Consider the following 20,218-nt stretch of genomic DNA (forward strand, 5'->3'; position numbering starts at 1 on the left):
TTTCTTTCCTCTAGTTAATGACCGAAAATATTCTTGTTGAAATTTCGGAGTCATCGATAAAGAAAGAAGGCTGGCGGTCACCACCGATGTCGGTGGTGACCGCCAGCCTCGTTCGAGAAGGTCCCGTCAGTCCCTGAAGGGAAGGAATTTACACACGACTCAGACCGCGTGGACCACGTCCTTCTCCTCGGCGAAGTGGCAGGCGGACTCGTGGGCCGCCGGGGTGTCCTCGCCCTTGAAGCGCTCGGGGATCGCCAGCAGCGGGATGTCCTTGGCGCACTTGTCCTGGGCCTTCCAGCAGCGGGTGCGGAAGCGGCAGCCCGACGGCGGGTTGGCCGGGGACGGGACGTCGCCGGCGAGGATGATCCGCTCGCGGTTGGCGCGGGCCTCCGGGTCGGGGACCGGGACCGCCGACAGCAGCGCCTGGGTGTAAGGGTGCGTCGGGTGGTCGTAGATCTGCTCGTCGGAGCCGATCTCGGCCATCTTGCCGAGGTACATCACACCGACCCGGTCCGAGATGTGCCGGACGATCGACAGGTCGTGGGCGATGAAGAGGTAGGACAGGTTGAACTCGTTCTGCAGGCGCTCCATCAGGTTGATGACCTGTGCCTGCACGGAGACGTCGAGCGCGGAGACCGGCTCGTCGCAGATGATGATCTCCGGGTTGAGGGCCAGGCCGCGGGCGATGCCGATGCGCTGGCGCTGACCGCCGGAGAACTGGTGCGGGTAGCGGTTGATGTACTCCGGGTTGAGACCGACCACGTCCAGGAGATCCTGCACCTTGCGGCGCCGGTCTCCCTTCGGGGCCACCTCGGGGTGGATGTCGAACGGCTCCCCGATGATGTCGCCCACCGTCATACGCGGGTTGAGCGAGGTGTACGGGTCCTGGAACACCATCTGGATGTTCCGGCGGACCGCCTTCAGCGCACGCCCGGACAGCTTGGTGATGTCCTGGCCCTTGTAGAAGATCTCGCCGGCCGTCGCCCGCTCCAGGTTCATCAGGAGCTTGGCGACGGTGGACTTGCCGCAACCCGACTCGCCCACGATGCCCAGCGTCTCGCCCTGGTACAGGTCGAAGGACACACCGTCGACGGCCTTGACCGCGCCGATCTGACGTTTGAACAGGATGCCCATGGTCAACGGGAAATGTTTGACCAGGTTGCGGACCTGCAGGATCGGCTCGCCGCGCTCGACCGGTGCCTCGATGGCGGCCACGGCCTCCTCGTCGGTGGCGGCCTCCACCGTCTCGACCTCGGTGACGTTGGGGGTGACGTCCATGGTCTCGTCCGTCTTGCCAAGGTCAGCCATGGATCGTCTCCTTCCAGAAGTGGCACGCGCTGCCGCGGCCAACAAGCTCGCTGCCGTTCCGCTCGGTGACCGGGAGCAGCGCCGGCACGTCCGTACGGCAGATGTCCTGCGCCTGCGGACAGCGCGGGTTGAAAGCGCAGCCGGACGGAATGCGGGTGAGGTTGGGCGGCAACCCCTTGATCGCGTACAGCTCCTGGCCCTTCTGGTCCAGGCGCGGGATCGAGTCCAGCAGACCCTTGGTGTACGGGTGCGAGGGCCGCTTGTACAACTCGTGTACCGGGGCCGTCTCCACAATCCGGCCCGCGTACATCACCGCGATCTTGTCCGCCACATCGGCGACGACACCGAGGTCGTGGGTGATCAGGATCAGGCCCATCTGGTACTCGCGCTGAAGCTCCGCGAGCAGATCCATGACCTGGGCCTGGACCGTCACGTCGAGGGCTGTGGTGGGCTCGTCGGCGATGATCAGGTCCGGCTCCAGGGCGAGCGCCATCGCGATCATGATGCGCTGGCGCATACCACCGGAGAACTGGTGCGGGTAATCACCGACGCGCTCCCGCGCGGCCGGGATCTTCACGCGGTCCATCAGCTCGATGGCCTTGGCCTTGGCTTCCTTCTTGCTCAGGCCCTGGTGGACGCGGAACATCTCGCCGAGCTGGTAGCCGACGGACAACACCGGGTTCAGCGAGGAGAGCGCGTCCTGAAAGATCATCGCGATCTTGCGGCCCCGGATCTTGCGCCGAGCATCGCCGGACATGGTGAGCATGTCCTCGCCCCGGTACAGGATCTGTCCCTGGGGGATCCTGCCGGGCGGCATGTCGAGGATGCCCATGATGGCCTGGGCGGTCACGGACTTACCGGAGCCGGACTCACCGAGCACGGCGAGGGTCTCACCGGAGCTCACGGTGTAGTTGACGCCGTTGACGGCCTTGGCCACGCCGTCACGGGTGTGGAACTCGACGTGCAGATCGCGCACTTCGAGCAGCGGCACGTCGCCTTCGGCCGCGCCCCGCGGCTCGGGGACGTTCCTGGGCATGTCGATGGTAGTCACGTACGCCCTCCTCAGCGCAGCTTCGGGTCAAGGGCGTCGCGTACCGCGTCGCCGAGCATGATGAACGCGAAGACCGTGAGGCTGAGCATGCCCGCCGGGAACAGCAGCGCGTGCGGGTTGTCCCGGATCACCTTGCTGCCCTCGGAGATGTCGATGCCCCACGAGATCGTCGGGTCGCTGAGGCCGAGACCGAGGAACGACAGCGTCGCCTCCGCGGAGATGTAACCGCCGAGGGCGATCGTGGCCACGACGATGGTCGGCGCGACGGCGTTCGGCATCACATGGCGGAACAGGATCCGCGAAGTGCTGGCGCCGAGCGCCCGAGCCGCGGTCACGTAGTCCGCCTGCTTGGCCGTGATCACCGAGCTTCGCATGACACGGGCGATCGACGTCCAGCCCAGGCAGGCCAGGGCCAGAACGACCACGTACACCTTGCGCTCGCTGAAGGCGTTCAGGACGACCATCGTGCCGAGCAGGAACGGCAGACCGAAGAAGATGTCTACGATCCGGGAGATCACCGAGTCGATCCAGCCGCCGAAGTAACCCGCCAGCATGCCGAGCAGACCGCCGAACAGCGTGACAGCCGCCGTCACAGCGACGCCGACGACAATCGATGCGCGCGTTCCGTGGATGACACGGGCGTAGATGGAGCGGCCCTGCTGGTCGTAACCGAACCAGTCGGGCTGGAGGAAGTGCCCCAGCTCCGGCTGGCCCAGGTAGTGGTGAACGAGGTCGCCGTCGCGCGGGTCGGCACTGGTGAACCAACCGGGGAAGGCGGCGATCACCAGCAGCAGAACCAGCAGCACCGAAGACACCCAGAACATGGGGCGGTGCCGCAGGTCGTACCAGGCGTCGCCCCACAGGGAGCGCGGCTTGTCGCTCTTCTTGCCGCTTTCCTTGGCGGGTACGTCGACGGCCGGCGGGGCCAATGCGTCCACGCGCGCGGAGTCGGTGGTCTCGGCCTTGGTCACGTCAGGCATACCGGATCCTCGGGTCCAGGACCGCGTACAGCAGGTCGATGAGCAGGTTGATCAGGAGGATGACGAGGACGAGCACCGTCACCACACCCGTGACCGTCGAGCCCTCGCTCGTCTGGATCGCCCTATAGAGGAGGTTGCCGACACCTTGGATGTTGAAGATGCCCTCGGTGATGACCGCCCCACCGATGAAGCCGCCTACATCGGTGCCGATGAAGGTGACCACAGGGATCAGCGAGTTGCGCAGCAGGTGGACACCGATGATGCGACGCCGAGGCAGACCCTTGGCGAGCGCGGTGCGCATGTAATCGGCCCGCAGGTTCTCGGCGAAGGTCGTCCGCGTCAGCCGGGCGACGTACGCCATGGACAGCATCGCGAGGACGAAAGCCGGTAGGAACAGCTGCGCGTAGTCCGTGGAGTCCTGGACGTTGGGCGGTAGCCAGCCGAGTTCGTCCGCGAAGATGAACCGGGCGATGAAGCCCAAAACGAACACCGGGATCGAGATCACGGTCAGCGTGAAGACCAGTACGCCGGTGTCGGCGGCCTTGCCGGCCCTCAGGCCGGCCCACGCGCCGAGGCCGACACCGATGATGATCTCGATGGTGATGGCCAGCAGCGTCAGCCGCAGCGTCACCGGGAAGGCCTCGGCCATCAGTTCGGCGACCGGGCGGCCCGCCAGGTTCTTGCCGAAGTCTCCCTTGAGGAGATTCAGCATGTAGTGGAAGTACTGTTCGAGGACAGGCTTGTCGAAGCCGTACTCGCGCTTGATCTGCGCGATCTGTGCGGGATCGGGAGCCTTGTCACCGTAGATGGCCCGGACCGGGTCGCCCGGCAGGATGTGGACCATCAGAAAGATCAACAGAGTTGTCCCGATGAAGATCGGGATCATCTGGAGCAGTCGCCTGGCGGCGTAGCGCCCCATCTTGCGCCTCCATGCCGTGAGGGGTCGGCGAGGCCTGCGCACTCATCTACCGCAGGTTTGGGGGGTGAGTTGGAGGCCTGTGCCTACGGACCGGTGCCGCCGCTCCCCTGGTTCGGGAGGGGCGGCACCGGTCTGCGGTCATCTTCTTACTTCTGCTTGACCTGGATCTCGTCGAAGATCGGGTCACCGTCCTGGCCGTACGGAATCTTGCCCAGGATGTTGGTCGACTGACCGCTGTTGACCTTGTAGAACCAAAGCGGGATCGCCGGCATGTTCTTGGCGAGGAGCTGCTCCGCGTCCTGGTACAGCTTCACGGTGTCGTCGACCGAGCCGGCCTTGTCGGCCTTGGAGCTCAGCTCGTCGAACTCCTTGTTGGAGTAACCGCTGGTGTTGCCGGCGGCCGTCGTGCTGTAAAGGTCGCGCATGAAGTTCGAGTTGACCGGGTAGTCGAGCACCCAGCCACCGCGGTACATGGACTTGACCTCGTGTGCGTCGCGAGCGTCCAGGTCGGCCTGGAAGGTCGGCTTCGGGTCTCCGACACACTCCACGCCGGTCGCCTTGCGGATCGAGTTGCAGACCGCGTCGACCCACGGCTTGTGGTCCTGGTCGGCGTTGTACTGGATCGAGATCTTGTTGCCCGGGACGCCGCCGCCCTCCTGGACCAGCTTCTTGGCCTGGGCCGGGTCGTACTTGACGATGTCGCCGAGCGCGCCCTTCTTGTAGCCCAGCACACCCGGGGCCACGTACGAGTCCGCGGGCGCACGAGTGCCCTGCAGAACCGTCTTGGTGATCGTCGTACGGTCGATCGCCATGGACAGACCCTGGATGACCTTGGGGTCGATGTCCTTGAACTGCTTGGTGTAGAACGCCGGAACGATCGACTGGACAGCGGAGTACGGCTCGTCGATGGCACGGGCGCCGAGGTCCGTCTTGTAGTTCGCCAGCGCGGTGGTCGGGACCTGCTCGATCCAGTCCACGTTGTTGGAGCGCAGGTCGGAGTACGCGGCGTCGGCGGTCGTGTAGTTCTTGAAGTCGATGCCGCCGTTCTTGGCCTTGTTCGGGCCCTGGTAGTCCGCGAACTTGCGGACCTTGATGAGCTTGTTGTGCTCCCAGGAAACGAACTCGTACGGACCGTTGCCGACGGGGTGCTCACCGAACTTCTTCGGGTCCTTGAAGAAGGCCTCCGGCAGCGGGGCCCACACGTCGTAGCCCAGCTTGTACGCGAAGTAGGACACCGACTGCGTCAGCTTGATCGTGAAGGTGTTGTCGTCAACGACCTTCAGACCCGACATCTTGTCGGACTTGGGGTCACCCTTCTCCGGGTGCACATCCTCGAAGCCCACGATGTCGGCGAACCAGCTGGAGTTGGTCTGGTTGTTCTTGATGTTGGCCGACCAGTTCCAGGAGTCCACGTAGGACTTGGCGGTGACCGGGGTGCCGTCGTGGAACTTCCAGCCCGGCTTGAGCTTCACGGTCCACTCGGAGGAGTCGGCGTTCGGGGTGACCGACTGCGCATTGATGTACTCAAGCTTGCCGGTGCCGGGCTCGTAGTCGACCAGGCCCGCGAAGACGGTGCGCAGGACACGGCTGCCCTGGCTCTCCTTGGCGTTGGCCGGCTGCAGCGGGTTCTGGGGCTCGCTCAGCTGCGCCGTGACGATGCCGTTCGGGTCGGCCTTCCCCTTGTTCATGTCGTCGCTGCCGCTGTCACTGCCGCCGCCGCAGGCGGTGGCAGCCAGGGCGACGACTATCGCTCCCGCGACCCACTTGGCGCTCTTGGCACCGCGCATGGGTTCCTCCTCATAAGTCCATTGGTTCACCGCAAGGGGCCCACAAGACACACAGTCGCCACCGTCACCGGTGGCGAGGAAAGTCTGGTGCCCCCACGCTCGCGAGTCTGCGCCCCGTCAGCGCGACTCGTTCTGCCGAGCTCTACGCGCCTAACTATCTGTCATTGCCACATGGCCGAACCACACCCGTAAGGTCTCGGTTCGATCACACCTGGCGGCTACTTCTTCCAAAATCCGGACAAAGGGTTTGACGAAAGATCCCTGCGAAACGGACTTGTTACACATCTATCGGGAGCGGGCGTCCGGATTCCGGACACTTTGGAGTGGAAAATCGATTGCGGCAACCGAGGCCGTCATGCAAGGACGAGCAAGCGCCCTCTCTCGGCAAGGCCCTTCGATCACCCTGCGTATACGCAGACCGCGACACAGGGGGTGCACAGCAGCGTAGTGGCCATCACGTGAAGACCAGGTCCAACTCCTGCAAATAGAGGGTTTTCCCTGCCTGTGTGATGTGTCTCCACTCCCGCACGATGCCCTTTCCTATGACGACACCGGACGAGTTGGTTCGGTTCTGGAGGGGAAGGCCGGTGGTCATCCTCGGCCGGGCATGGGGTCGAGGAGTTCGGCCATGGAGCCTTCGGAGAGGTAGCGATGATCGAAGACCTGGACGACGTCGGCCCACCGTTTGTTCTCCCGGTTCAGCCGCTCAAGCGGGTTGGTGGACCAGATCTTCTTCCAGCAGGCCTGCACGAAGCCCCGCGAAGGCGGTGATGTCGGTCGCGGCTTCCAGCAGCATGGCCTTGGCCGGGGGGAACTGCCGTCCGAGCAGGTCGGCGACCACGTTCAGCTGAGTGTGGACGGCCTTGGTGGTGGTCTGCGCGAAGATGGTGCGGCCGGTTGCCGCGGCTATCTCCCCGGAGCCCTTGTCGATCACTCTGAAGCGTCTCGCACGAGGTGAAATCGGCAGCGCTGCCAGGCCGCGCCGAGGAAGTCGGTACGAATCGCGGCCACCAGCCCGCTGTGGCTGTCGGAGATCATGGGGTAGACGTTCTCCAGGTGAACGCATCGAGTTCGGCGTCGAGCTCACCGCAGATCCGGGATGCCTAGGACTTGGAGATCCCGCTGTCGATCGCACAGGAACCTGACCGCCGGCATGCAGGCGGTCAACGTCGATTCTGGAACGGCCGCAGCACGGCCATCCCTTCCTCAAGTCCGACCTTCATGGCGAAGTCGAACCGGTCCACCTCCAAACACAACCCCACATCGGCGGGGTGAGCACCGTGGCGTCGCCCGCCGCGCAGGTCGTCCGCGGCTGAGGAGGTGCGGGCGCGGTGCAGATAGGGGCCGGGGTCGAGACGATCCCCGGCCAGGAGCCGGTCCAGGTACTCGGCACAGGCCAGGTCCTCGGCGGCGCGGCCGTCCTCGCCGGTGGCCACGAACGTCACCGAGTCAGCGCCGGCATCCGTCAGGGCCCGGGCCGTCGCGCCGGCCACGACGAAGCTGGCGCACAGCGCCAATTTCGCCTCGACAACCGCCAGGGCCCCAACCGTTCCCGCAGTGGTCTTTTGAATTACGGTGCGGCCGGTCAAATCGGCCTCCCGGATCAGGCCAGGGGAGTTGACCAGGTCGAAACCGCTTACTTGTGCCCCGTCCTTGAGCGCGAGCCAGCCCGGGTGACACGCCTTGATCGCCAGTGCCTCGTCCTTGTCGGCAGCGAGAACGCTCTTGTCTGCCCCGCGATGGAAAGCCCATGCGGCGGTGGTGAACGCCCGCATCACATCGATCACAACTGCTACCTGTTCGGTGCCGTCCACCTCAGGTATTCCGACTACTCGCGAGTCCATGCCGGGATGGTCGCAGCACACTGAAGCAGCCCACAAGACAGGTTGACGATCTTTCAGAGACTCGGCACCTATGGGCGCTGCCCCCGCGGGGATGCGCTCGGGTATCGGGCGGGCCAGTGGGGCGCCCAGTGACTCGACGCCTGTGATCTGCACTACACCTTCGGCAAGTTGGAGAGGACTCACTGGCCTAACCTCTGCGCATGCAGCGAGGAGGCCAGAGCGGCTGATGCTCGTCCTGGGCACCGATCGGAGAGGCCGTTGCAGGAGCCAGGTCGTCACCTGGCAAGCTGTTATGCAGCGGCGGCAGTGACAAGGGCGCCTGCGCTCCTGTTACAGCAGCTTTCTGGCCTGTGTACGCCACCACTCGCCAAGCATGTCGACTGCCTTCGCAGGAAGGAGTCCGGACTTGGTGTCCGGAAGGCGATCGGATGGCGAATCACCGGTTCTGGTCTCAATAAGCAGCACACGAGATCCGTCCTGATATGCGACCAGGAACGGCTCGCCGCCCTTGCGGAGAACAAAGCGATCCAGGCCGAGGAGTGTCTCCTTGGACGGCTGGCACTTCTTGACGATTTCGAAGACCGGCGACTTCGCAGCGGCGTCGGAACCATCGTATCCGACCGCGGTCAATCTGTATCGGAATGCATTTCCCTTGCTCGTCCTGCCGGTCATGTCCTCGGTGAGCAAGGACTCCGCGCCACGGGCGAACAGTTCGCGAGCCATGTCTTCACCGTCGCGCCAGAGCACGGTTTCGACCGACGCCTCGGGAGAACCGGATATGGCTTCGCACTCCCGCCATACCGGAGAGGCGGAAGAGGGGTCGCATTTGCCTGTCCCCCTGGACAGCCGCAGTTCCGCCTGCGTATACGCGGCATCCACGTCCTTCACGGGCAGTCTGGCGTTCACATCGTAGAGAGGAAGCTCCGGATACGCCTCAGTGACGATGCAGGAAGTCTCCGCGTCGCCCACATCACGCCCCCACGAGGGCGCAGGATCGGCACGGTCGACGTCGGCGGACGCGCACCCGCCCAGAACCGCCAGGGACAAGCCGCCCATCAGGCAGCGGAGCAGGAACCGGCCCCCCACGCGATGCCTCTTTCCCATCCGTGCAGCCGCGCCCGATGTAAGAACCCCGGGCGCGGCAGACTCACAAGTCACCCGCACTTGGTCTTGGCGTCCTTCTCAACCCGGTCGGACACCGGCTTCGCGCAGTTGGTCAGACCTGTCACCCGTGCCCTCTGGAAGGTGTTACCCGTTCCGCTTCCGGTCTCGTTGATCTTCGTGCCATTCGAGTTGCATTGCGTCCTGACAACACCGCCGCTGCCGGTGTAGACGCCAGCCCAGATCACCCACTTGCCGCGACTGGTGAAAGTGACCTCGCGCTTGTAGGCCTTCGTGTTTGCTATCTCGCCAGCCAACCCGAATTCCACCCCGGCGCCCACGGTCGCCTCGGCCAGCTTCTTGAGTCCCACCTTCCCCTCGAAGTTGCCAGTAGCCGTGAAATGCGCCTTGAGGGTTACGGTCTGTTCAGTGCTGAACGTGAACTTATCCGTTTGGTTGTCATTCTTGACCTCTTTAGCCCAGGCAGTCACCCTGCCACTCTTCGTGGAGCTGTACGTCTTGTAATGGACGAAGCCTGGCTCACAGATGGTCGGTGCCGCACTGGCCGCGGTCACCGGCCCAAGCACCACGATCGAAGCTGCGGCAACACCGGTGGCCATAGCCATGGCAGCCAGTTTCTTGCTCATGGTCTTCCCCGCTTTCATCCGAGCGCGGCCGCTCCTCAGGAGCGGCCGCGTAGTACTCGGCCCCATCCGGTCTTGACGGGGCTAGGTCAAGCTACGTCGACTGATCGCTGCCGTAACAGAGATCTGAGGGAAACCTGAGGTCACCATGGGCGCAGGTGCGAGTGCAGGGCTCGCAGGCGGTTCCCACGGTCGCCCCGTACCATGGGGTGAGGCCGTGGCATGTTCCGCCCGGCAGGGCCCGCGTACCACAGATGTACGCGAGAGCCGTCCTCACCACTCCGGGAGTACGCCACACATGGCCACGCGCCACGACATCCGCAACGTTGCCATCGTCGCCCACGTCGACCACGGCAAGACCACCATCGTGGACGGCATGCTGAAGCAGGCCGGTGCCTTCGCCGCGCACCAGCTCGAAGGCGTCGACGACCGCATGATGGACTCGAACGACCTGGAGCGTGAGAAGGGCATCACGATCCTCGCCAAGAACACGGCGGTGAAGTACCACCCCAAGGACGGGGGGGACGTCATCACCATCAACATCATCGACACCCCCGGCCACGCCGACTTCGGTGGTGAGGTCGAGCGCGGGCTGTCCATGGTCGACGGTGTCGTCCTCCTCGTCGACGCCTCCGAGGGCCCGCTCCCGCAGACCCGCTTCGTGCTGCGCAAGGCCCTCCAGCAGCGGCTGCCCGTCATCCTGTGCATCAACAAGACGGACCGGCCCGACTCCCGTATCGACGAGGTCGTCAACGAGACCTACGACCTCTTCCTCGACCTGGACGCGGACGAGGAGCAGATCGAGTTCCCGATCGTCTACGCCTGCGGCCGTGACGGCATCGCCTCGCTGACCAAGCCGGAGAACGGCACGGTCCCGGCGGACTCCACCAGCCTGGAGCCGTTCTTCTCGACGATCCTGGAGCACATCCCGGCCCCGACGTACGACGAGCAGGCCCCGCTCCAGGCGCACGTCACCAACCTGGACGCCGACAACTTCCTCGGCCGTATCGCGCTGCTCCGCGTCGAGCAGGGCGAGCTGCGCAAGGGCCAGACCGTCGCCTGGATCAAGCGCGACGGCTCCATCAGCAACGTCCGCATCACCGAGCTGATGATGACCGAGGCGCTGACCCGCAAGCCCGCCGAGAAGGCCGGCCCGGGTGACATCTGCGCGGTCGCCGGTATCCCGGACATCATGATCGGCGAGACCCTCGCCGACACCGAGAACCCGATCCCGCTGCCGCTCATCACGGTCGACGAGCCCGCGATCTCCATGACCATCGGCACCAACACCTCGCCGCTGGTCGGCCGTGGCGGCACCGGCAAGGGCGCCGACAACAAGGCGGCCGTCAAGGACCGCAAGGTCACCGCCCGTCAGGTCAAGGACCGCCTCGACCGCGAGCTCATCGGTAACGTCTCGCTGCGCGTCATCGAGACCGAGCGCCCCGACGCCTGGGAGGTCCAGGGCCGTGGTGAGCTCGCGCTCGCCATCCTGGTCGAGCAGATGCGCCGCGAGGGCTTCGAGCTGACCATCGGCAAGCCCCAGGTCGTCACCAAGGACGTCGACGGCAAGACGTACGAGCCCGTCGAGCGCATGACGATCGACGTCCCCGAGGAGCACATGGGCGCGGTCACGCAGCTCATGGGTGTCCGCAAGGGCCGTATGGACAACATGTCGAACCACGGCTCGGGTTGGGTCCGCATGGAGTTCGTGGTGCCGTCCCGCGGTCTCATCGGGTTCCGGACCGAGTTCCTGACCCAGACCCGCGGCACCGGCATCGGCCACTCCATCCACGAGGGCTTCGAGCCCTGGTTCGGCAACCTGCAGACCCGCAACAACGGTTCGCTGGTCGCCGACCGCTCCGGTGCCGTCACCGCGTTCGCGATGACGAACCTCCAGGAGCGCGGTGTGCTGTTCACGGACCCCGGCACCGAGGTGTACGAGGGCATGATCGTCGGTGAGAACTCCCGCTCCGACGACATGGACGTGAACATCACCAAGGAAAAGAAGCTCACGAACATGCGGTCTTCCTCGGCCGACTCGTTCGAGGCGATCGTGCCGCCGCGCAAGCTCTCCCTGGAGCAGTCCCTGGAGTTCTGCCGCGACGACGAGTGCGTCGAGGTCACCCCGGAGGCGGTGCGCATCCGCAAGGTGAACCTGGACGCCCGCGAGCGCGCCCGCGCCGCGAGCCGCGCCAAGCACGGCTGACCTCCACGTCGTCACCTTCGTCCGGCCAGGGCGCTGCCCAGAAGAGAGCGGATCTCATTCTGGGTGGCGCCTCGACGACACGTTCAAGGGCACTGGGCGTGCGGCGCGGTTCCCGGAGGGCTGGATCAGGCGTTCTTCGTAGCCGTGGAGCCTTCCGGGCAGGTGCGGACGGCGGCCTCTCGGCCGGTCGTGGTGTGCCAGGGTTCCGAAGAACACGGGAGGAAGGCGCTGCCGCTCCCCTCCCAGGTGCGCACATGGCCCTTGAGCGGGGTGCCGCTCCCGCAGGTGTACGTGAAGTCGGCGTCGACCAGCTTGAGGTAGCCCCACGCGTAGTAGGCGCCCTTGAGGTCACCGGTCGCATTCTCGAAGTACTGCTCGACCTCCTCTCCGTATGTCTCGGACGGGCCCGCCAGCGGCTCCTCGACCTTCAGGTGCCTGCCCAGCGCCTTGATCACGGCGGCCGCGCCGACGCCCTTGGGCGTGACGCTCACCCCGGGCCGGTAGACGGTGTTGTCGACGCGCTTGAGCTTGGACGAGTACGACGCCGTCTTCTTCTCGAAGAAGATCGGGTCGGCGAGCTCGGTCAGCTTCTCCCACCGCTTGACGCCAGACCAGGCGTACGTCCCGTCCGTGCAGGCCTCGACCCGGTCGTCCGTACCGCCGGTGCAGGCAGTGAGCCCCGCCACCATTGCCACCGCGGCCAGGCCTGCCGCACCGGTCCTCCGTGTGATGCCGCGCATGTGCGGTTCCTGCTTCCCCCGAGGCGCGGACGCGGTCGACGCCCGCACCATGATCGCTGTGGGGATCATGGTGCGGGCGCCGGGCGGGGGCGGCAAGGTTTTTGAGCGATCCCTGAGGTAGGGATCTCTGAGGTACGGCGGATCTCAGCCGTCCGACGCCGCGCTCCCCGACGCCCCCACCCCCTTCTCCAAGAACCCCATGTCCTCGTACACCGGCGTCCGGAACCCGAAGGCCCCCGCATTGGCGACGTTCTTCTTCGCCGCCGTCAGCTGAGGCCGCTGGTAGAGGGGGATCGAGCCGGCCGCCGCCCAGATGCGGGAGTCGGCCTTGCGGATCAGCCCCCGGTTCTCGCCCTCGTCCAGCGTGGCGATCGCCTGGTCGAAGAGCTGGTCGACCTGGTCGGTGCCGACGCGCGTGTAGTTCTGCTCGACGTTCAGGGAGCCGTCGGCGGCCGGGACCGGCTTGGCGTAGATCGGGCGGGCGTCGGTGGCGGGGTAGGCGGAGGTGGGCCAGGAGTACAGGGCGAGGTCGTACTGGCCGTTCGCGATGTGGTCCTTGAAGTAGCTCTCGTCCGAGACCTTGGTGATCGCGGTACGGATACCGACCCGCTCCAACATCAGCCCGATCCGGTCCGCCACCGTGCGCAGCGTCTGCGAGCCCTCCCCCGACGGCACCACGAAGCGCAGCATCAGCGGCTTGCCGCCCTTCGCCAGCGGCCGGGCCTCCTTGCCGGCCGGTGCGGCGGTGCCCCGCGGGGCGTAGGCGCCGGGCGCCCCGGCCTGCTGCAGCTGCTGGTTGCCGTACTGCTTGCCGTCCTGCGCGAGGTGCTTCCCCTCGCGGCCCTCGCCGCCCTCGCCGCCGTCCGCCTTGTGGTCCTCCCCGACGATGTACGTCCCGTCGTCACCGCCCGCCGAGTCCGAGCCCGAATCCGACCTCTTCTCGGACTTGCCCTTCTCCGTCTTCTCGGCCTTCTCCCCCTTCGAGCCCGCCGCCTTCTCCGCCTTCTTCCCCTCCTTGATCGGCCCGCCCTGCACCCACCCGGCGTCCGAGAGAAGTGCCTGGGCCTCCTCCGTGTCCTGGCCGCCGATCGCGCCGCTGTTGTCGGCGTAGGCGGCCTGGCCGGACAGGGCGAGGTGGCTGCCGACCGGCTCGGCGGGCAGGCCGAGCGGGGTGAGGACGAGCTTGGCCAGCTCCTCGCGGTCGAGTGCGCGGGCCACGGCGCGCCGCACCCGCTCGTCGGCGAGCGGACCGTCGGCGCCGTTGAGGGCGAGCTGGGTGTACGTCGGCTCCAGGGACCGGCGTACCTCGAAGCCCCGGAACGCGGCCGCCTCCCGGCGCTGCTTGGGGGTCAGCTTGCGGCGGTCCGGGCCCATCAACGGTGAGGAGGAGATGAGCGGCGTACCGGAGGCGCTGGCGGTCGCGCTGCGGGGAGGTGAGGCGAGCGCGATGCGGCGGGCCGCGGCGGGGTCGATCTCGGCCAGGTCGAGCTGCCCGGCGGCGAGCTCGGCGGCCCGCTCGTCGCGCGGGACGGCCCGCAGCACGATCTCGTTCAGCTTGGCCCGCTGTCCCCACCAGCGGGGGTTGCGGGCGAGCCGTACCTCGTCGGACTTGCGGTTGATCTTCTTCAGGGCGAACGGCCCGGCGCTGACCTTCAGCTTGCGCCGCGCCCCGTCGTTGAACGAGTCCGGCGTGCCCATGACGTCCTTCGGGTACAGCGGCGAGAACAGCGAACGCCAGTCGGCGTACGGCTGCGCGAAGGTCACCCGGACCTCCAGGTCGCCCTTGCCGCGCTCGATCTTCTCGATGCGGTCGTAGCCGGCGTTGCGGGCGGTCCAGTAGGCGCTGTCCTTGCCGGACAGGGCCCGCCACTGGGCGGCGAAGTCGGCGGCGCCGATCTCACGGCCGTCGCTCCAGACGGCCTGCTGGTTGAGCTTGTACAGGACGACCTGCTTGGGCTCGGTCTCGACGATCTTCGCGGACTCCAGATAGTCGGGGTTGCGCTCGGGGCGCCCGCGCTCGTCGATGCGGAACATCGAGGGCAGGGTGGCCTGCGCGATCCGGGTGGTGGTCGCGTCGGCGTCCGACTGGAAGGTGTTCAGCGTCTCCGGTACGGCGTCCACGGCCCAGCGCAGGGTGCCGCCGTCGGCGACGGAGGCCCGGGCGGCCGGGGCGATGTCCTGCCCGGCCAGCGGCTTTCCGGCCGGGTCCGGGGAGCTGCACCCGGCGAGCGCGGGCACCGCGAGCGCACCCGCCGCGAGGAAAACGGCCGCGCGCCCGGCCGCGCCGCGGCCTGGCCTGGGTCCGACGCCGTCGTAGGACATCTCGCCGTCGTAGGACATCGGGTACCTCCGGGGAGCTGCTCCCGCCGGTGACAATTAGTGCGTTCTGATCACATTTGGCGGTATTTTGGAGTTGATCAGATCTAAGGGCCCCCACTGAAAAGGAAAGGGTTCGCCGGGCGGAGACGACACGGCGGCGGGGACGCACAAGGCCACCCGTGTGGAGCAACGCATCCACACGGGGACGGCGGCTGCGCGCCCTCGCGCTTCTTCGGCTCCCCCGGCGTACACAGAGCGCGTGCGGGCGCGCGTCGGAGGCGTGCAATCCGCCAATCGCTGCACATGCCTTCACAGCGACAGGTGTGACGCGCAACACTCGCAGGCGCATGAACGTTGCCACCAAGGGCCGAAGGGCCCACGGAAGTGAGGTCACGTCATGTCCGTGCAAGACGACCTGACAGCTGTCCAGCGCTGCCTCGACGACCTGTCCCGGTCCGTGGGCCGGCTGGAGCAGCACCTCGGTACCGGCGGGCTGGAGATGCGCCGCCTGCGTACCGACGCCAACCACCTGCGCGAGAGCCTCGCGCTGCTGCGGGAGGCGGCCGCGAGCCCCGCCACGCAGCGCAAGCCGGAGCTCGTCAGCATTCCCGACACGCCGTACGACGACTCGCTGTGGATCGACACGGATGACGAGGGTCTCGGCGCCCGGGACCGCCGCGCTCCCTAGAATCCGTCGCCCCCCGACCCGACCGGAGTCATGCATTGGCCACTGGTACGGAACCCCATCTGAACAGCGGCGGCGTACGAACCGGTACGCGCGCCGCGATCACCGCCCCGCACCTGCGGACCGACCGCTGGTGGCTGGCCCCGGCCGCCACCGCGGCCGGTCTGCTGGCGTTCATCGTGTACTCGACCTGGCGGGCCTTCGCCAACGCGGACTACTACGCGGCGCCGTACGTCTCCCCGTTCTACTCGCCCTGTCTGGCGGAGAACTGCCAGACCATGCGCGGCGGGCCGAACTGGGACCTCTTCGGGAGCTGGTGGGGCATCTCCCCCGCGATCATCATCCTGATCTTCCCGCTCGGCTTCCGCCTGACCTGCTACTACTACCGCAAGGCCTACTACCGCGGCTTCTGGATGTCGCCCCCGGCCTGCGCGGTGGCGGAGCCGCACGGCAAGTACACCGGTGAGACCCGCTTCCCGCTGATCCTGCAGAACATCCACCGGTACTTCTTCTACGCCGCGATCCCGGTCGCCGGGATCCTGACGTACGACACGGTGCTCGCCTTCCGCGACGAGAACTACGAGTGGGGCCACATGGGCCTCGGCACCCTCGTCTTCCTCGTCAACATCACGCTGATCTGGGCGTACACCCTCTCCTGTCACTCCTGCCGGCACATCGTCGGCGGCAAGCTCAAGCACTTCTCCAAACACCCCGTGCGCTACCGCATGTGGCAGTGGATCGGGAAGCTCAACGCCCGCCACATGCTGCTGGCGTGGGCGTCGCTGGTGAGCGTGGCGCTCGCCGACTTCTACGTCTATCTCGTCGCGTCCGGGGTCTTCGACGATCCGCGCTTCTTCTAAATTGAGTGGGGACTGAACACAGATGTCCGTGGTCGACCGGCAGGAGTGGGACGTCGTCGTGATCGGCGCGGGGGGCGCGGGCCTCCGGGCGGCGATCGAGGCACGGGAGCGAGGCGCCCGTACGGCCGTGATCTGCAAGTCGCTGTTCGGCAAGGCGCACACCGTGATGGCCGAGGGCGGCATCGCCGCGGCCATGGCCAACGCCAACGAGCACGACAACTGGCAGGTCCACTTCCGCGACACGATGCGCGGCGGCAAGTTCCTCAACCAGTGGCGGATGGCCGAGCTGCACGCGCGGGAGGCGCCGGACCGGGTCTGGGAACTGGAGACCTGGGGCGCGCTCTTCGACCGTACGAAGGACGGCCGTATCTCGCAGCGCAACTTCGGCGGCCACGAGTACCCGCGCCTCGCCCACGTCGGCGACCGCACCGGCCTGGAACTGATCCGCACACTGCAGCAGAAGATCGTGTCCTTGCAGCAGGAGGACATGAAGGAGACCGGGGACTACGAGTCCCGGCTGAAGGTCTATCAGGAGTGCACGGTCACCCGGATCCTGAAGGACGCGTCGGGCCGGGTCTCCGGGGTTTTCGCGTACGAGCGCGAGACGGGCCGCTTCTTCGTGCTGGAGGCCCCCTCCGTCGTGATCGCGACGGGCGGGATCGGCAAGTCCTTCAAGGTGACGTCGAACTCGTGGGAGTACACGGGCGACGGCCACGCGCTGGCGCTGCTGGCGGGCGCGCCCCTGCTCAACATGGAGTTCGTGCAGTTCCATCCGACGGGCATGGTCTGGCCGCCGTCGGTGAAGGGGATCCTGGTCACCGAGTCGGTGCGTGGCGACGGAGGGGTGCTGCGCAACTCCGAGGGCAAGCGGTTCATGTTCGACTACATCCCCGACGTCTTCAAGGAGAAGTACGCCCAGTCGGAGGAGGAGGGCGACCGCTGGTACGAGGATCCGGACAACAACCGGCGGCCTCCCGAGCTGCTCCCCCGTGACGAGGTGGCACGCGCGATCAACTCCGAGGTGAAGGCGGGCCGCGGCTCCCCGCACGGCGGGGTCTTCCTGGACGTGTCCACCCGTATGCCGGCGGAGGTCATCCGGCGCCGGCTGCCCTCCATGTACCACCAGTTCAAGGAGCTGGCGGATGTGGACATCACGGCGGAGGCGATGGAGGTCGGGCCGACCTGCCACTACGTCATGGGCGGCATCGCGGTCGAGTCGGACACGGCGGCGGCGCGCGGCGTACCCGGCCTGTACGCGGCCGGTGAGGTGGCCGGCGGCATGCACGGCTCGAACCGCCTCGGCGGGAACTCCCTCTCCGACCTGCTGGTGTTCGGGCGCCGGGCGGGCTGGCACGCCGCCGAACACGCGGCGGCGCGGGCCTTCGAACGCCCCGAGGTCAGCGACCTGGAGGTCGACGCGGCGGCCGCGGAGGCGCTGCGGCCCTTCTCGGCGGAGGGCCCGGTCGGGGGCGTGGACGACGGGCGTCCGCCGGAGAACCCGTACACCCTCCACCAGGAGCTCCAGCAGACCATGAACGACCTCGTCGGCATCATCCGCCGCGAGGGCGAGATGGAGCAGGCGCTGGAGAAGCTGGCCGAGTTGCGGGTACGGGCACGCAGGGCCGGCGTCGAGGGCCACCGCCAGTTCAACCCCGGCTGGCATCTCGCGCTCGACCTGCGCAACATGCTGCTGGTCAGCGAGTGCGTGGCCCGGGCGGCGCTGGAGCGCACGGAGTCGCGCGGCGGCCACACCCGCGAGGACCATCCGACGATGGACCGCAAGTGGCGCAACATCAACCTGCTGTGCCACCTCGCCGACCCGACGGGCGGCCTCGCCGCGACCGACCCCGAACGCGGCCAGATCAATCTCGTCCGGGAGACCACCGACCCCGTCCGCCAGGACCTGCTGGCTCTCTTCGACAAGGAGGAGCTGGTCAAGTACCTCGCCGAAGAGGAGCTCTACCAGTGAGCAGCAGCTACGAGGCCCGCTTCAAGGTGTGGCGGGGCGATGTGCAGGGCGGTGGCCTGGAGGACTTCAAGGTCGAGGTGAACGACGGCGAGGTGGTCCTGGACATCATCCACCGCCTCCAGTCCACCCAGGCGCCCGACCTGGCCGTCCGCTGGAACTGCAAGGCGGGCAAGTGCGGTTCGTGTTCCGCGGAGATCAACGGCCGCCCGCGGCTGATGTGCATGACGCGCATGTCGGTGTTCAGCCGGGAGGAGACGATCACGGTCACGCCGCTGCGGGCGTTCCCGGTGGTGCGCGACCTGGTGACGAACGTCGGCTTCAACTACGAGAAGGCCCGCCAGATCCCGTCCTTCGTACCGCCCGAGGACCTGGGTCCCGGCGAGTACCGCATGATGCAGGAGGACGTGGACCGCTCGCAGGAGTTCCGCAAGTGCATCGAATGCTTCCTGTGCCAGGACACCTGCCATGTGGTCCGCGACCACGAGGAGAACAAACCGGCGTTCGCCGGCCCGCGCTTCCTGATGCGGGTCGCGGAACTGGACATGCACCCGCTGGACGCGGCCGCGGAGTCGGGCCTGGACCGCAAGAGCACGGCCCAGGACGAGCACGGTCTCGGCTACTGCAACATCACCAAGTGCTGCACGGAGGTCTGCCCCGAGGGCATCAAGATCACCGACAACGCGCTGATCCCCTTGAAGGAGAGGGCCGTTGACCGCAAGTACGACCCGCTGGTGTGGCTGGGGTCGAAGATCATGAGGCGGTCCTCAGCAGACTGAGAACCTCCTGGAGGTTGTGCTCCGCGATGGCACGCATCGGCTCCGGGTCCGGGTAGTCGCCGTCGAGAAGGCCAAGCGGACCGGCGACGAGGCCGAGGTGCATGGCCAGGCGGTAGAGACGCAGGCGGTGGTCGTCGAGGCCGGGGACGCGGAGGGCGTCGTAGTGGCGCCCGAAGCGGAGCCGGAGGAATACGTGCTCGTGCTCCGGGTCGGCGTACAGCAGGCCCTCGATGTCGATCAGCGCCGGGTGCCCGTCGGGGGTCAGCAGGACGTGGTCCGGGCCGAGTTCGCCGTGTACGAGGGTGTGGCGCGCCCGGGGGCGGACCGCGGCGGCCAACTCCCGCACCCGGCCTGCCAGTTCCTCCCGTACGGCACCGATCCGCGGGTCGCGTACGGCCACCGCCTCGATCGAGCGCAGGGCGCGGTGACGCGCCGGGCACACGCCTGGTCGTGGGAGGAACCACCGCTGTCGACGAGAGCGACCTTGCCGAAGCGGGGCCCGGTGACGGCGTGCAGCGTCGCGAGCAGCTCCGCGAACCGCTCCATCGCCCGGGGCGCCGCCCGCGCATCGCGGCTCAGCAGCGCTTCCAGGCTGCCGCCGTTCAGATCCTCCACGATCGCCGCGTCGGCCGGCAGGTGGGTGTGGGTGGCGTCGGCATACAGGAGGCGGGGCGTGCGAACGCCCGCGGCGGCCAGCCGGTCGTGCGCCGCCGTGAACAGGTCGAGGCCGGTGGCGTGGGAGAAGGGGTCGCGGGGGTCGGAAGGCCCGGCGTCCCAGTAGTCCTCCGCCGCCGACCAGACGTAGGCGACGGCCGTCGCCCCGTCCTCGAAGGCCAGCCGGTAGACGCCCTTCTTGGTGCCCCCGCGCAGACGGGACACGGCGGTGAGGATACGGGCGGGGCCGAGGGCGGCGCGGGTGAGGGGGGCGAGGTCGGTGCGGCCGAGGGGCTGACGGGTGACGGTCACCCGCCGGATCGTCGCAGGTGGCCCGGGACGACCGCATGTGGATTTGGGGGCGCTTGTATGCGG

The 20,218-nt window shown here is 67.3% G+C and carries 17 protein-coding genes and 1 pseudogene; 5 read left to right on the forward strand and 13 right to left on the reverse strand.

What is annotated here, in order from left to right; translation table 11 throughout:
• Positions 1–159: 159 nt before the first annotated feature.
• From POF73_RS39240 to POF73_RS39290, 9 genes and pseudogenes are all read right to left on the reverse strand, one after another.
• On the reverse strand, positions 160–1,308 hold the full coding sequence (locus tag POF73_RS39240; RefSeq protein ID WP_272124145.1) for an ABC transporter ATP-binding protein: 1,149 nt from the start codon (positions 1,306–1,308) through the stop codon (positions 160–162).
• Positions 1,301–2,344, reverse strand: coding sequence for an ABC transporter ATP-binding protein (locus POF73_RS39245; protein ID WP_272124188.1), 1,044 nt, complete (start codon positions 2,342–2,344; stop codon positions 1,301–1,303). The genes POF73_RS39240 and POF73_RS39245 overlap by 8 nt, the downstream gene beginning before the upstream one ends.
• Before the next feature lie 26 nt (positions 2,345–2,370).
• Positions 2,371–3,339 carry an ABC transporter permease gene (locus POF73_RS39250; protein ID WP_272124146.1) on the reverse strand — a complete coding sequence of 323 codons (969 nt, stop codon included), beginning with the start codon at positions 3,337–3,339 and terminating at the stop codon, positions 2,371–2,373.
• The gene (locus POF73_RS39255) at positions 3,332–4,258 is read right to left on the reverse strand and encodes an ABC transporter permease (protein ID WP_272124148.1); all 927 of its coding nucleotides are present in this window, start codon (positions 4,256–4,258) and stop codon (positions 3,332–3,334) included. Before POF73_RS39255 ends, POF73_RS39250 begins: the two co-directional genes overlap by 8 nt.
• A gap of 146 nt (positions 4,259–4,404) precedes the next feature.
• The gene (locus POF73_RS39260; RefSeq protein WP_272124150.1) at positions 4,405–6,045 is read right to left on the reverse strand and encodes a peptide ABC transporter substrate-binding protein; all 1,641 of its coding nucleotides are present in this window, start codon (positions 6,043–6,045) and stop codon (positions 4,405–4,407) included.
• 657 nt (positions 6,046–6,702) lie between these two features.
• A pseudogene (locus tag POF73_RS46395) lies at positions 6,703–7,086 on the reverse strand (transposase); the annotation flags it as partial.
• A 122-nt stretch (positions 7,087–7,208) separates the two neighbouring features.
• A complete protein-coding gene (locus tag POF73_RS39280) occupies positions 7,209–7,889 on the reverse strand; it encodes a 2-phosphosulfolactate phosphatase (RefSeq protein ID WP_272124155.1) in 681 nt (226 codons plus the stop codon).
• A 330-nt stretch (positions 7,890–8,219) separates the two neighbouring features.
• On the reverse strand, positions 8,220–8,975 hold the full coding sequence (locus POF73_RS39285) for a hypothetical protein (protein WP_272124157.1): 756 nt from the start codon (positions 8,973–8,975) through the stop codon (positions 8,220–8,222).
• A gap of 68 nt (positions 8,976–9,043) precedes the next feature.
• The gene (locus POF73_RS39290; RefSeq protein WP_272124159.1) at positions 9,044–9,637 is read right to left on the reverse strand and encodes a hypothetical protein; all 594 of its coding nucleotides are present in this window, start codon (positions 9,635–9,637) and stop codon (positions 9,044–9,046) included.
• Positions 9,638–9,932: 295 nt separating this feature from the next.
• Here POF73_RS39290 and typA point away from each other — a divergent pair, with 295 nt between their 5' ends.
• A complete protein-coding gene (gene typA, locus POF73_RS39295; RefSeq protein WP_272124161.1) occupies positions 9,933–11,840 on the forward strand; it encodes a translational GTPase TypA in 1,908 nt (635 codons plus the stop codon).
• A 125-nt stretch (positions 11,841–11,965) separates the two neighbouring features.
• Here typA and POF73_RS39300 read toward each other — a convergent pair whose 3' ends face one another.
• Both POF73_RS39300 and POF73_RS39305 read right to left on the reverse strand, forming a co-directional pair.
• The gene (locus POF73_RS39300; RefSeq protein WP_272124162.1) at positions 11,966–12,580 is read right to left on the reverse strand and encodes a hypothetical protein; all 615 of its coding nucleotides are present in this window, start codon (positions 12,578–12,580) and stop codon (positions 11,966–11,968) included.
• Between the two features lie 144 nt (positions 12,581–12,724).
• The gene (locus POF73_RS39305; RefSeq protein ID WP_272124189.1) at positions 12,725–14,902 is read right to left on the reverse strand and encodes an ABC transporter family substrate-binding protein; all 2,178 of its coding nucleotides are present in this window, start codon (positions 14,900–14,902) and stop codon (positions 12,725–12,727) included.
• Between the two features lie 394 nt (positions 14,903–15,296).
• Here POF73_RS39305 and POF73_RS39310 point away from each other — a divergent pair, with 394 nt between their 5' ends.
• The 4 genes from POF73_RS39310 to POF73_RS39325 are packed head-to-tail and all read left to right on the forward strand — an operon-like array spanning position 15,297 to position 19,189.
• Entirely contained in the window at positions 15,297–15,587 is a 291-nt protein-coding gene (locus POF73_RS39310) for a hypothetical protein (RefSeq protein ID WP_272124163.1), read from the forward strand.
• A 35-nt stretch (positions 15,588–15,622) separates the two neighbouring features.
• Positions 15,623–16,444: a hypothetical protein gene (locus POF73_RS39315; RefSeq protein ID WP_272124164.1), complete on the forward strand. Its 822-nt coding sequence runs from the start codon at positions 15,623–15,625 to the stop codon at positions 16,442–16,444.
• A gap of 22 nt (positions 16,445–16,466) precedes the next feature.
• Positions 16,467–18,413 (forward strand): fumarate reductase/succinate dehydrogenase flavoprotein subunit, encoded by a 1,947-nt coding sequence (locus POF73_RS39320; protein ID WP_272124165.1) that lies wholly within the window; start codon positions 16,467–16,469, stop codon positions 18,411–18,413.
• A complete protein-coding gene (locus POF73_RS39325; protein WP_272124166.1) occupies positions 18,410–19,189 on the forward strand; it encodes a succinate dehydrogenase/fumarate reductase iron-sulfur subunit in 780 nt (259 codons plus the stop codon). Before POF73_RS39320 ends, POF73_RS39325 begins: the two co-directional genes overlap by 4 nt.
• Here the strand turns inward: POF73_RS39325 and POF73_RS39330 are convergent.
• Together POF73_RS39330 and POF73_RS46090 are read right to left on the reverse strand one after the other, a co-directional pair.
• Positions 19,164–19,526: a hypothetical protein gene (locus POF73_RS39330; protein ID WP_334313654.1), complete on the reverse strand. Its 363-nt coding sequence runs from the start codon at positions 19,524–19,526 to the stop codon at positions 19,164–19,166. The two genes, POF73_RS39325 and POF73_RS39330, sit on opposite strands and share 26 nt — an antisense overlap.
• Positions 19,451–20,155, reverse strand: a complete 705-nt coding sequence (locus POF73_RS46090; RefSeq protein ID WP_334313655.1) for a phosphotransferase — start codon at positions 20,153–20,155, stop codon at positions 19,451–19,453. The genes POF73_RS39330 and POF73_RS46090 overlap by 76 nt, the downstream gene beginning before the upstream one ends.
• Between the last annotated feature and the right edge of the window lie 63 nt (positions 20,156–20,218).

Source organism: Streptomyces sp. HD, assembly GCF_028369295.1.
In the GTDB taxonomy this organism is placed as follows: Bacteria; Actinomycetota; Actinomycetes; order Streptomycetales; family Streptomycetaceae; genus Streptomyces.

What these genes read in the sequence shown, in the direction of transcription:
- POF73_RS39310 (WP_272124163.1), top strand. Translation starts at nt 15,297, where the DNA reads ATGTCCGTGCAAGACGACCTGACAGCTGTCCAGCGCTGCCTCGACGAC.
- POF73_RS39290 (WP_272124159.1), bottom strand. Translation starts at nt 9,637, where the DNA reads ATGAGCAAGAAACTGGCTGCCATGGCTATGGCCACCGGTGTTGCCGCA.
- POF73_RS39260 (WP_272124150.1), bottom strand. Translation starts at nt 6,045, where the DNA reads ATGCGCGGTGCCAAGAGCGCCAAGTGGGTCGCGGGAGCGATAGTCGTC.
- POF73_RS39240 (WP_272124145.1), bottom strand. Translation starts at nt 1,308, where the DNA reads ATGGCTGACCTTGGCAAGACGGACGAGACCATGGACGTCACCCCCAAC.
- POF73_RS39320 (WP_272124165.1), top strand. Translation starts at nt 16,467, where the DNA reads ATGTCCGTGGTCGACCGGCAGGAGTGGGACGTCGTCGTGATCGGCGCG.
- typA (WP_272124161.1), top strand. Translation starts at nt 9,933, where the DNA reads ATGGCCACGCGCCACGACATCCGCAACGTTGCCATCGTCGCCCACGTC.
- POF73_RS39250 (WP_272124146.1), bottom strand. Translation starts at nt 3,339, where the DNA reads ATGCCTGACGTGACCAAGGCCGAGACCACCGACTCCGCGCGCGTGGAC.
- POF73_RS39305 (WP_272124189.1), bottom strand. Translation starts at nt 14,902, where the DNA reads ATGTCCTACGACGGCGTCGGACCCAGGCCAGGCCGCGGCGCGGCCGGG.
- POF73_RS39245 (WP_272124188.1), bottom strand. Translation starts at nt 2,344, where the DNA reads ATGCCCAGGAACGTCCCCGAGCCGCGGGGCGCGGCCGAAGGCGACGTG.
- POF73_RS39280 (WP_272124155.1), bottom strand. Translation starts at nt 7,889, where the DNA reads ATGGACTCGCGAGTAGTCGGAATACCTGAGGTGGACGGCACCGAACAG.
- POF73_RS39300 (WP_272124162.1), bottom strand. Translation starts at nt 12,580, where the DNA reads ATGCGCGGCATCACACGGAGGACCGGTGCGGCAGGCCTGGCCGCGGTG.
- POF73_RS39255 (WP_272124148.1), bottom strand. Translation starts at nt 4,258, where the DNA reads ATGGGGCGCTACGCCGCCAGGCGACTGCTCCAGATGATCCCGATCTTC.